The organism is Microbacterium sp. H6 (assembly GCF_003314775.1).
In the GTDB taxonomy this organism is placed as follows: domain Bacteria; phylum Actinomycetota; class Actinomycetes; order Actinomycetales; family Microbacteriaceae; genus Microbacterium; species Microbacterium oxydans.
Genome location: NZ_QOAY01000035.1, coordinates 22,577 through 33,050, shown reverse-complemented (window position 1 = coordinate 33,050; position 10,474 = coordinate 22,577). Strand labels below are relative to the sequence as shown.

The window sequence follows — 10,474 nt, the reverse complement described above, 5'->3', positions numbered from 1 at the left end:
GAACTGGATGGAACAACTCATGGCAACCATCCACGACGAAGTCCGCGCCGGCAGGTCCGTGCCGCTACACCACCCCGACCCCCGCGTGACCCTCACCGTCACCGAGGGCGCCCTGCGCGCCCTGATCCGCAGCATCGGAGACGACGTGCCCGGAACCATCATCGGAAAATGCCAGTTCGACGGAGACGTCGAAACACCCGGCGCACCCATCGATATCACCGTGACCGCCAGCATCGCCTGGAAATACCCGATCCCCGAAGCCGCCAGGGAACTGCGCGACGCGGTACGTGAAGCACTCACCACCCACACCCACCTCAACGTCATGTCCGTCAACGTCACGGTCGAAGATCTGCACGGCTACAACACCACCACCCAGGAGATGCCATGAGCAGCGACATCGACACCCCCCTGCCCCCTGATGCCCTCGACCCGGAGATCCTCACCGCGGCCGTGCTCGACATCGACAGCGTCATCGACATCTACCCGCCGGCACCCACCCTCACCCAGGCGCCCCAGTTGGTCGCCGCGCTGATAACCGGCGCCCCATCCCGCATCAACCGGGTCGACGTGCGAAGCGACGGAACCGCGCACACCCTCACTGCCCGAATCGGCACCGACCGCCACACCCCCGCACCGCAAGCCGCAGCCCACGTGGCGGACGCCCTCCTCGCCCGCATCCCCGGCGGCCACGATGCGACCGTGACCGTCCAGATCTCCCGCATCGCCTAAGACGAGCCGCGTACCTTGTTGCCCACAGCGGCGTTGGAATTCACCGACGACACCCTCCTTTTCGCCGCCATCGGCGTGATGACCCTCGCCGCAGCCCTCCTCCCGCGACTGCTCGGCAAGCTTCCCATCTCGATCCCGATGGTGTTCCTCGCCGCAGGCATCATCGTGTTCGCCCTCATCCCCGACCTCCCCGACCCACACCCGAGCGATCACCCCGACATCACGCTGCACCTGACCGAGATCTGCGTCCTGGTCTCCCTCATGGGCGCCGGTCTTGCCATCAACCGGCCGCTGCGCTGGCGAACCTGGTCCACCACATGGCGGCTGCTGGCCATCACCATGCCTCTGTCCATCGCCGCCGTGGCCGTCCTCGGATGGGTGGGGCTCGGACTCGGAGCCGCCAGCGCACTCCTCCTCGCCGCAGCTCTCGCCCCCACCGACCCCGTGCTCGCCACCGAGGTGCAAGTCAGCGAACCCGTCGACGACGAAAACGCCGACGACGAGGTGCGGTTCGCACTCACCTCCGAAGCGGGCCTCAACGACGGCCTCGCCTTCCCCTTCACCTACGCCGCCATCGCCATCAGCATGGTCGGCCTCGCCCCATCCGGCTGGTTCACCGACTGGTTCCTCATCGACGTGCTGTGGAGGATCACCATCGGCGTCATCGCCGGCATCGGCACCGGTTGGCTCTTCGGCAAACTCTTCTTCTCCGCGCACCTCGCCGGACGCAAAGTCGTCGACCAAGCCGAAGGATTCGTCGCCATCGCCGCGATATTCCTCGCCTACGGCATCGCCGAAACCGCGGAAGGATACGGGTTCATCGCCGTATTCGTCTGCGCCGTCACCATCCGGGCATCAGAACGAGGACACGGCTACCACCAAGTCCTCCACAAGTTCGTCGAACAGATCGAACGACTCCTCACCATCGCCGTCATCGTCCTCCTGGGCGGCGCCATCGCCCGCGGCCTATTCGCCGACATCGGCTGGATCGAAATCCTCGTCGCTCTCATCATCCTGCTCATCGTCCGCCCCCTCGCCGGATGGATCGGGCTCACCCCCGGAAAGACCGGACCCCGCGAACGCAGCGTCATCGCGTTCTTCGGCGTCCGCGGCGTCGGCTCGCTGTTCTACATCGCCTACGCCACCCAGAACGGCTACTTCCCCGACGGTGACCAGCTCTGGTCCATCGTCGGCCTCGTCATCGTCGGCTCCATCATCATCCATGGCCTCGCCGCCACCCCCACCATGCGACTCATCGACACCACCCGCCACCGGATCACCCGCCGACGCGGCGGCGACCACACCGACGTCGCCACGACACCGGTCTGAGCTTCATCGCCAGCAACGCCCCGGCAGCGCCTCCTCAGCGAGAGGCTCGAGATGGGATGCGGGTGGGAGTCACAACATCGTGACAACCCAATGCCACCGACGACGCATTCAAGAACTCACCACCAGGCGATAACTCCGCCAGAATCGACCGGGACTCCAGGTCGTGGACGCTACTCTTCGAGGTCCGCGGGCGACTCTGCCGCCGCCCGAGTCTCCGGCACCCGATCTCGCAATTGATCTGCCATCGCCGCAGCACCCTCCTCCGCATGCTCTTCGGTGACCGCTTCGATGAGCTGACTCAGGTCCTCATCGACGACCGCTGAAGGTTCGCGATCGCCTTCTCGCTCGTCCAAGGGGTTCTCCATTGTGCTGTATTCCTTTCAACCGGTCGTGTCGGTCCAACACGGACGGACCGACTGAGTCCTTCGGTTCGTTATTCATCACTGAGCTGAGGTGAGACGGCGAGGAGTGCCTGCTTTGAGGGACTGCAGCGTGAGCTTACGTCGTAAACTCGCTGCATGTCCCACGATATGCAACCCGGAGAACATGCTGGCGCGAATTCCGAGGCGAAACGGGCGCTCGAAGCCCCTGACGTCGAGATTCCGTCCGATCAAGCGCCCCCGCCAGGCGCCGCCGAAGCTGCCATGGAAGATGCCCGAGATCACCCGACATCATCCATAGCGCGCACCCTCAACGACCAGCAAGCCGTCGAGGAACAGTAGACCCGGCGTTGACTCGCTCTTTCGCGGCGTGGTGGAAGATCTGGCGATTGAGAAGTCGTCTCGCGCGTTCCCCACTAACGATGTGTGGCGCAAGGTCCACTGGGGGTCTGATCCGTCCTCCAGGCAAGCGATTACCACGTTGGTCCTCCCTGTTCATGGCGCAGGCCCGAACGCGTTGACATGACGGATTTGGTTCAACCTGTCGATCTCTCGTTCAAAGGCGACGTCGCTTGGCTGACCCTGAATCGCCCCGACGAATCCAACGCGATCAATCTTGAAACGGCTGAGGCTCTACTCCGCAACGTCGGGCTGATCTCAACAGCAGGGTCCCGTGTGGCGGTCATCAGCGTTGCTGGTGGCACTTTTTGCTCGGGCGGCGATGTTGTTGAGATGGCGGAGGCGAGCAACCTCAGCACCTAACGTTCGGCAACTCGCGGGTACATTCCACGACGCACTCATCAAACTTGCAGAACTCAACGCGGTCATCATTGCCGCCGTGGACGGCGTCGCAGCCGGAGGAGGGCTAGGACTTGCCTTAGCTGCCGATATACAACTCGCATCCGACCGCTCAATGTTCCTGACTTCGTATGAATCGCTCGGGCTCACCCCCGACAGTGGAACGTCGTTCTTGCTTCCTCGAAGCATCGGCATCTCACAAGCTCGACAAATGTCCGCCACAAGCATGCGACTGGACGCAACCTTCGCGGCAGGAATCGGACTTGTGCACAAGGTCGTACGTCCGGATGAACTGCCCGACGCAGCCTCCGAACTCGCTTCCCGACTCGCGGCACGTCCACAGCTACACATGTCTCAGACACGCACGCTGTTCTGGGGCGCGGACAGTGGTGAGTATCGACGACACCTCGACGCGGAAAGAGACGCGATCAGCGACGCCGCGAGAACCCCGCAAGTAGCAGCCCTGATCCGCGAAGTCGCGGCCCGCGCTGTCCGAAGCCGTGCCGCCCGCCGAAAACGGACAGGCCGCCACTTAAGCTAAGCCACGCTATACGGCGAAGAGTAGTAGTACTCGATTTCGTCGCCAACCTACAGAAAGTGTCACCGGAAGCCGCCCTGGTGTGACCGCACAAGTGCCGTTCTGCGTGACATCCAGTGTCATCTCACCGCGTTCCCGACAGTATTCGTGAATCGCGCCTCGGTGTCGGCGCCCCGCGATAGCGTCGCATCACAGCCCACGCCGTCCAGGAAGAGGTCTCCCTTGTCCCGACACTCCCTCCTCGACGTCGGCGAGCATGACCTCCGGGATCTGCGACGGCGGCTGCGCGACACACGCTGGGCCGAGCCGTGGCCCGTGGAGGGCTGGGAGGCGGGCACCGACCAGGCGGAGCTTCGCCGGCTCGTCGACGTGTGGCTGAACGGCTTCGACTGGCGCGCGCAGCAACAACAGATCGAGGAGCTGCCCTGGCGGCAGGCGGACATCGACGGGACGCCTGTCGCTTACCTCCGCTTCGATGCCGAGCAGGGAGGGACCGGGGTTCCCGTTCTGCTCACGAACGGCTGGCCGAGCACGGCACTCGAACTCGTGGATGTTGCTCGGCGCCTCGCGACGCCGTCGCGTTTCGGGGGCGATACTGCCCACGCCGCCACGGTGATCGTGCCCGCGCTTCCCGGACTGCCGTTCTCACCGCAACGCCCCCGACTCGGCGTGCAGACGCACGACCTGTGGCACCTGCTGATGACGGATCATCTCGCTTTCCCCCGATACCTCGCGCACGGCGGCGACCTGGGAGCGGGGATCACCTCTCGTCTCGCGCAGGCATACCCCGACGAGATGGTCGGCATCCACTTGCTGTCCACAGCCGCTCCCTCACACGTGGACGAGGAGTCGATCACCGCCGAAGAGCAGGCCCACCTCGACCGGGTACAGGAGTGGTCGGCGTCCGAAGGCGGATATCAGCATCAGCAGCAGACGCGGCCGCTCACACTGGCGCCAGCCGTCTCGGACTCCCCCGTCGGATTGCTGTCGTGGATCCTGGAGAAGCATCGATCCTGGAGCGACTGCGGCGGCGACGTCTCTTCCCGCTTCAGCGACGACTACCTGCTGACACTGGCGCCCGTGTACTGGTTCACGAACTCGATCGGCACGTCGTTCCGCCCCTACTACGAGCACGCCGCGGGATTGACCTCACGCATAGAACGGGTGGAGGTGCCGACCGCCGTCGCCCTGTTCCCGCACGACCTGGCGTCGCCGCCGCGGAGCTGGATCGAACGCACGTACAACCTCGTGCGCTACACCCGAAAGCCGCGCGGGGGCCATTTCGCACCGCATGAGGAGCCGGCCCTGCTCGCCGATGACATCGCCGCATTCGCGCGCGCACTGCCGCACGCATCCCCGCGTGAATCCACCTCCGCCACCGCTGTGCACGCAGAGCCGCAGCCGTCGACCACCGCATCGACTGGTCACAGCATCGACGTGAGCACCCCGCCGTCCGCGCGCACAGCCGCCCCGTTCGTGGCCGACGCGCGGGGACTCGCGAGGTAGGCGACCAGGTCGGCCACCTCGGTCGGGTCGAGGAACCGCTCCAGCAGAGTGGTGCGGTTCTCGCCGATGATGACCTGCTTCATGGCGTCCGGTGACAGATCCTGCACCTGCGCCACAGCCTCGACCGCCGCAGCGACCCCATCGGAATAGGTCGGCCCACCCAGGACCGTGTTCACCGTGACCGAGGTGCCGCGGGTGAGCTTCGACAGACCGTTGCCGAGAGCGATCATCGCCGCCTTGGTCACGCCGTAATGCACCATGTCCGCGGGGACATTCACCCCCGACTCGCTGCTGACGAAGATCATCCGGCCCCAGCCTCGCTCGATCATCCCGCCCAGAAGGTGTCGTGCAAGCCGGACTCCGCTCATCACGTTGACCTCGAAGTAGCGCTGCCACCCGGCGTCGTCGACGGCCTCGAACTCCGCGAGCCCGAACAGGCCCACGTTGTTGACGAGGATGTCGACGTCTCCCATTTCATCGAGGAGTCTCGCGACGTCATCCGCATTCGCGAAGTCCGCGACGATCCCCGACGCGGTCACCCCTGGGTGCGCGGCTCGCAGCCGCCCGACGGCCGCATCGACTGCCGCGGCGTCGCGCCCGTTCAGGATCACTCGCACTCCCTCGACGGCGAGCGCATCGGCGATCGCATATCCGATCCCTCGACTCGAGCCGCTGATGAACGCCGTCCTGCCCTGCAGTTGCAGATCCACTCCGCTTCCTCCTTCCGACGCCGAAGACGTCGCTTTACTTGCTCAGGAAAGTCACTCTACGTCTTTTTGCTTGCTTGGGAAAGTGAAGGTTCGCGGAGACCCGAGCCCGAATGCCCTATCCTGAAGGCATGTCCGAGCGGCCGAATGCCCCGCACCTGAGCGACGATCAGCTGGCGATCTGGTCCTCCGTCGCCACACTGTTGGAGCGCCTCCCCACAGCTCTCGATGCGCAGCTGCAGCGCGACAGCGGCCTCACGCACTTCGAACACGGCATCCTCTTCGCGCTCGATTCCGCACCGGATCGTCGCCTTCGCCTGAGCACCCTCGCCACCTATGCGAGCTGCACACTGTCACGCCTGTCGCGCGCGATCTCGCGACTGGAATCCAAGGGATGGGTGCGACGGGAGATCGACGCGACCGACGGGCGATTCACCCTCGGCATACTGACGGACGAAGGCCACGCGAAGGTCGCCGAGTCCACGCCGGGCCATCAGGCGCTGGTGCAGCGTCTCGTCTTCGACACGCTCACCGCCGCGCAGGCGCGACAGCTGGGGTCGATCAGCACCCGTATCTCCGCGGCGATCAGTCCTGATCCGATCTGGACACCGGGAGCGGGCGATTCCGGGCGCGACTAGTCCATTCATGTGAATCCACCTCCGCGTTTCAGGCGTAGGCTGGAGTGAAGGACGGACCGTCCGAGAAGATCTCCCGGCACCGTGCCCGCCCGGAAGTGGAGTCCCTCGTGGCTCAGTACGACGTCTCGAACCGCTCGGCGATCGTGACGGGAGCAGGCAGCGGAATCGGTCGCTCGACCGCCCTCCTGCTGGCGAAGAACGGCGCATCCGTCGTGGTCAACGACCTGAACGCGGATCACGCGAACGCGGTCGTCGAGGAGATCCGCGCCGCCGGTGGAACCGCCGAGGCATCGGTCGGCGACGCGACCGATGCCTCGTGGATCGCTTCTTCCATCGAGCTGGCGAACTCCCTCGCCCCGCTGCGCATCGGCGTCAACAACGCCGGCATCGGTGGAGCGTCCGCTCCGACGGCCGAGTACGAGGACGAGGCCTGGGACAAGGTCATCGCGATCAACCTCAACGCGGTCTTCCGCAACATGAAGGCGCAGATCCCCTCGATCCTCGCGAACGGCGGGGGCTCGGTCGTGAACATCGCGTCGATCCTCGGCAGCGTCGGGTTCGCCAACTCCCCCGCCTACGTCACCGCCAAGCACGGCGTCGTCGGCATGACCAAGTCGGCGGCACTCGAGTACTCGGCACAGGGCGTGCGCGTGAACTCCGTAGGCCCCGGGTTCATCGACACCCCGTTGCTCGCGAACATGGGACCCGAGGCGAAGGATTTCCTCGTTTCGAAGCACCCGATCGGACGCCTGGGGCAGGCCGACGAGGTCGCGAACCTCATCGCGTTCCTCGCCAGCGACGCCGCGAGCTTCATCACCGGCAGCTACCACCTGGTCGACGGCGGCTACACCGCCCTCTGAACGAATGGCATCCGACCCCGGGACCCGATTCCCGGTGGTCGGATGCCATCAGCAGCGACGCAGACACCCCCCGATGTCGTCGCTGCGAGCCTCGGCCGTCGTCGCGCACGCCTTGCCCAGGAGCACGTCGGCGGCGGAGGCGAGTTATCAGGCGACCGCGTGCATCGCAGGCGCCGGAGAGAGGAGCGGCGCCAGCTCCATGTCCGTCAGATCCAGACCGTGCGCAGAACTCGCTGCGGCCATCATCTTGACCAGCAGCGGGCGCTGAAGCTCGATCTCCTCCGCGACAGCGAAGCGCACGGGAATCGAGGCGTGCATCCACAGCGTCTCCGTGCCCGATCGCGACGTGCGCAGGGTGAGCGGGAACGATTCTCCTCGGCGGAGCTTGGTCACGGTGACGAGTCGAAGGTGGGCGAGTGTCGCATCGTCGATCTCCACGATCTGCGATTCCCCGGCGTAACTGAGCTGGCCCATGAGTCCCTCATTCCTGTGCGTTTTGTACAGGAATTAGATTACTAGTTTAGCTAGCTAAATGGCAAACGGGACTATTCGATCGCATCGATCTCCGCCGTGAGCCGCCGCAGGAACCTCGAGATCACGGCGAGCTCGGCGGAGGTGAACTCCTCTTCCACCCGCGCCACCCGCCGCGAGACCTCGTCCGCGGGCGAGTTGATGTCGCGGAGTGAAGGACGGATCATCTTCGAGCGCCTGTCGTCCGGATGCGCCGTCACCACGATCTGGGCGCGATCGGATAGACGCCTGATCACGGAGGTGATCGCCGCAGTACTGACCCCCAGGTGAGCGGCGAGATCACTCGGAGTCACGGGCGCATCGACCGGGGCCGCTGCGATGAAGCGAAGGGCCGAGCGGTCGGTCTCGTTGGGCTGGCGCCCCGCCACGAGGCGCCGCGCGAGCCGCGCCTCCACGCGCAGCAGTTCATCGACGTCGCGGTCGAGCCGAGACGCCATGACCCCCAGACTGTTCCCCATCACACCCCTCATCGATTCCGAAACCCATCTTAGCTCGGAAGTCTTTTTATCTGTCTGACTAGCAAAATCCTGCGTGCATCACACTGTCGCACGGGTGAGAGGATGGATACACCGCAAGAAAGGACGTCATGGTCGAGCGATCCGCACTCGATGACGAGAAGTACATCGACTACGCCGCTCTCCTCGAGCGCCTGGAACGACAGTTCCCCACCGTCCCGCGCGATCGGATCGAGCAGATCATCGTGGCCGAGAACGACGCGATCACGGGCGGCTTCCTCCTGATCGTCCCCGCCGGGGTCGCGACAGGTGCGATCGAGATGCTGACGCGGGAGTCCTCTCCCGTGGCAGACGGAGAGGCGGTGGCCTGATGACCGAGCCCCAGGAGTACGCACGCTCGGGGTACTGGTACCCCGACGCCGAGAGCGCCAGCACCGTCGATGTCCTGAACATGCTGCGGCGTTACCGCGCGGCCGAGACCGCTATGCGTGCGCGCACCCGCGCTTCGATGGGCATGAACGAGACCGACCTGATGGCGCTGCGCTTCCTGCTGCGCGAGCAGCGCGCGGGCCGCATCGTCCGTCCGATCGACATCGCCAGGATGCTCGACATCTCCACCGCTTCGACGACCACTCTCATCGACCGCCTCGAGAAGGGCGGACACGTCCGTCGCGAGGCGCATCCGACGGACCGCCGCGCCGGAGTCGTGGTTCCGAGCGTGAGCAGCGACGAGGAGGTCAGGGCCACCCTCGGTGCCATGCATCGCCGCATGCTCACCCTGGTCGACGAGCTCTCCGACCAGGAGCGGGCCGTGGTCACACGGTTCCTCGCCGGCATGACTGCGTCGATCGAAGAGGCCTCCGACCTCGACCAGGAGCTCCGGAATGTGATCCGGGACGAGAAGGGCCCCCACGCGGCGGAGTGATCCCCGCGCTACAGCCCTTCCGCGATCTCCTTGATCGCAGCGAGGCGGCGGTCCCACTCGCGTCCGATCACGTCGAGCTTTGCGGCCGTCGCGGAGAGCTCGGCACCGACGACGCGGAAGCGCACCTCGCGCCCCACCCGAACCGGCTCGACGAGTCCCACCTCCTGCAGCACGACGAGGTGCTTGGCGATCGCCTGACGGGACACCGGAAGGCGCCCGGCGAGGGCGGATGCCGAGGCATCCCCCTCGCCGAGTGCCGTCAGGATGCTCCAGCGCGTCTCGTCCGCGAGTGCCGCGAACACGGGAAGCAGTGTCTCGGTCGTCACGCTTCGCCTTCCACGAGCACGACCATCTTGTCGAGCTCCAGATCCCAGCCGGTACGATGCGACTCGAGGTTGGCCCTGGGGTCGGAGGTGCGCTCGAACCCGCTCTCGACGACCGTGAGCCGCGTGCCGCCATCCGCCTCCTCGAGCGTGAAGGTGAAGACGGTCGAGGTCGACTCGTCGATGCTGTCCGGCAGCGCGCCGAGGGCATCGTCATTGTTCCATCGGTACGTGATGCGCCGCGGCTCGTCGAACTCCTCGACCCGGAGGGGGATCACGTCGTAGTCGGGGAAGGTCATCGTGCCGATCGCTCCGACGCCGCTGCCCTCGAGCACCGTGCGCCCGAACCAGCGCGAGATGTGCTGCGGCTCTGCCACGGCTCGCCACACCTTGTCGACGGGTGCCGCGATCTGGATGCTCCGCCGCACCGAGAATGTCTCCTCGTCGACGACGGATGCCTCGTTGTGGGTCATGTTCACCATGATGGGTCCTTTCGGGATTTCCTGCATGTCCCGCCGGCCGGATCGGCCGACTGCAACTCCAGAGTTGCACCTCTCGACTCCATGCGCAACCCTAGAGTTGCAGTACGTCACTGCTCACCCCATATCGCTCACTCTGCATCGCGCCTCACGTCGGCGTCACCTGTCGGAGGAAATCACGAATGCATGAGGAATCGCAGGAAGACCGCCCGGCATCCGTGTTTTCTTCCGCCATCCGGAACCCGCGGAACGCAAGGGCACACCGGCACCCCAGCC

At 65.5% G+C, this 10,474-nt stretch carries 17 protein-coding genes; 11 read left to right on the top strand and 6 right to left on the bottom strand.

Annotated elements, in window-relative coordinates; genetic code table 11:
• The 3 genes from DSP71_RS02360 to DSP71_RS02350 form a co-directional block, all read left to right on the top strand.
• On the top strand, nucleotides 1-388 hold a 388-nt coding region (locus DSP71_RS02360; protein WP_181800640.1), incomplete at its 5' end, for an Asp23/Gls24 family envelope stress response protein.
• Complete coding sequence (locus tag DSP71_RS02355) at nucleotides 385-729, top strand: hypothetical protein (RefSeq protein WP_113680264.1); 345 nt, start codon at nucleotides 385-387, stop codon at nucleotides 727-729. The genes DSP71_RS02360 and DSP71_RS02355, both read left to right, overlap by 4 nt.
• Nucleotides 730-807: 78 nt before the next feature.
• The gene (locus tag DSP71_RS02350; RefSeq protein ID WP_113680304.1) at nucleotides 808-2,058 is read left to right on the top strand and encodes a sodium:proton antiporter; all 1,251 of its coding nucleotides are present in this window, start codon (nucleotides 808-810) and stop codon (nucleotides 2,056-2,058) included.
• A gap of 170 nt (nucleotides 2,059-2,228) precedes the next feature.
• Here DSP71_RS02350 and DSP71_RS02345 read toward each other — a convergent pair whose 3' ends face one another.
• Nucleotides 2,229-2,423, bottom strand: coding sequence for a hypothetical protein (locus DSP71_RS02345; protein WP_113680263.1), 195 nt, complete (start codon nucleotides 2,421-2,423; stop codon nucleotides 2,229-2,231).
• Nucleotides 2,424-2,576: 153 nt separating this feature from the next.
• Between DSP71_RS02345 and DSP71_RS21840 the strand changes: the two genes are divergently transcribed.
• From DSP71_RS21840 to DSP71_RS02330, 4 genes are all read left to right on the top strand, one after another.
• The gene (locus DSP71_RS21840; protein ID WP_179516274.1) at nucleotides 2,577-2,780 is read left to right on the top strand and encodes a hypothetical protein; all 204 of its coding nucleotides are present in this window, start codon (nucleotides 2,577-2,579) and stop codon (nucleotides 2,778-2,780) included.
• A gap of 180 nt (nucleotides 2,781-2,960) precedes the next feature.
• A complete protein-coding gene (locus DSP71_RS02340; RefSeq protein WP_113680262.1) occupies nucleotides 2,961-3,200 on the top strand; it encodes an enoyl-CoA hydratase/isomerase family protein in 240 nt (79 codons plus the stop codon).
• Entirely contained in the window at nucleotides 3,160-3,777 is a 618-nt protein-coding gene (locus DSP71_RS24565; protein ID WP_113680261.1) for an enoyl-CoA hydratase/isomerase family protein, read from the top strand. Before DSP71_RS02340 ends, DSP71_RS24565 begins: the two co-directional genes overlap by 41 nt.
• A 219-nt stretch (nucleotides 3,778-3,996) precedes the next feature.
• Nucleotides 3,997-5,280, top strand: a complete 1,284-nt coding sequence (locus tag DSP71_RS02330; RefSeq protein WP_113680260.1) for an epoxide hydrolase family protein — start codon at nucleotides 3,997-3,999, stop codon at nucleotides 5,278-5,280.
• On the opposite strand, the gene DSP71_RS02325 is transcribed toward DSP71_RS02330, so the two are convergent.
• A complete protein-coding gene (locus DSP71_RS02325; RefSeq protein ID WP_113680259.1) occupies nucleotides 5,199-5,990 on the bottom strand; it encodes an SDR family NAD(P)-dependent oxidoreductase in 792 nt (263 codons plus the stop codon). The two genes, DSP71_RS02330 and DSP71_RS02325, sit on opposite strands and share 82 nt — an antisense overlap.
• Nucleotides 5,991-6,118: 128 nt before the next feature.
• On the opposite strand from DSP71_RS02325, the gene DSP71_RS02320 reads away from it, so the two are divergent.
• Nucleotides 6,119-6,625, top strand: coding sequence for a MarR family winged helix-turn-helix transcriptional regulator (locus tag DSP71_RS02320; RefSeq protein ID WP_113680258.1), 507 nt, complete (start codon nucleotides 6,119-6,121; stop codon nucleotides 6,623-6,625).
• A 107-nt stretch (nucleotides 6,626-6,732) separates the two neighbouring features.
• A complete protein-coding gene (locus DSP71_RS02315; RefSeq protein ID WP_045262344.1) occupies nucleotides 6,733-7,485 on the top strand; it encodes an SDR family NAD(P)-dependent oxidoreductase in 753 nt (250 codons plus the stop codon).
• Nucleotides 7,486-7,632: 147 nt separating this feature from the next.
• Here the strand turns inward: DSP71_RS02315 and DSP71_RS02310 are convergent, their stop codons facing one another.
• Together DSP71_RS02310 and DSP71_RS02305 are read right to left on the bottom strand one after the other, a co-directional pair.
• Nucleotides 7,633-7,959 (bottom strand): hypothetical protein, encoded by a 327-nt coding sequence (locus DSP71_RS02310; RefSeq protein ID WP_046746943.1) that lies wholly within the window; start codon nucleotides 7,957-7,959, stop codon nucleotides 7,633-7,635.
• Nucleotides 7,960-8,030: 71 nt separating this feature from the next.
• Nucleotides 8,031-8,474 (bottom strand): MarR family winged helix-turn-helix transcriptional regulator, encoded by a 444-nt coding sequence (locus tag DSP71_RS02305; RefSeq protein WP_113680257.1) that lies wholly within the window; start codon nucleotides 8,472-8,474, stop codon nucleotides 8,031-8,033.
• A gap of 128 nt (nucleotides 8,475-8,602) precedes the next feature.
• Here DSP71_RS02305 and DSP71_RS02300 point away from each other — a divergent pair, with 128 nt between their 5' ends.
• Together DSP71_RS02300 and DSP71_RS02295 are read left to right on the top strand one after the other, a co-directional pair.
• Nucleotides 8,603-8,842, top strand: coding sequence for a hypothetical protein (locus tag DSP71_RS02300; protein ID WP_058632740.1), 240 nt, complete (start codon nucleotides 8,603-8,605; stop codon nucleotides 8,840-8,842).
• Nucleotides 8,842-9,396, top strand: coding sequence for a MarR family winged helix-turn-helix transcriptional regulator (locus DSP71_RS02295; protein ID WP_046746946.1), 555 nt, complete (start codon nucleotides 8,842-8,844; stop codon nucleotides 9,394-9,396). The genes DSP71_RS02300 and DSP71_RS02295 overlap by 1 nt, the downstream gene beginning before the upstream one ends.
• Before the next feature lie 8 nt (nucleotides 9,397-9,404).
• On the opposite strand, the gene DSP71_RS02290 is transcribed toward DSP71_RS02295, so the two are convergent.
• Together DSP71_RS02290 and DSP71_RS02285 are read right to left on the bottom strand one after the other, a co-directional pair.
• Nucleotides 9,405-9,722, bottom strand: coding sequence for a metalloregulator ArsR/SmtB family transcription factor (locus DSP71_RS02290; protein ID WP_113680256.1), 318 nt, complete (start codon nucleotides 9,720-9,722; stop codon nucleotides 9,405-9,407).
• Nucleotides 9,719-10,201 (bottom strand): SRPBCC domain-containing protein, encoded by a 483-nt coding sequence (locus DSP71_RS02285; RefSeq protein WP_113680255.1) that lies wholly within the window; start codon nucleotides 10,199-10,201, stop codon nucleotides 9,719-9,721. Before DSP71_RS02285 ends, DSP71_RS02290 begins: the two co-directional genes overlap by 4 nt.
• Nucleotides 10,202-10,474: the final 273 nt, after the last annotated feature.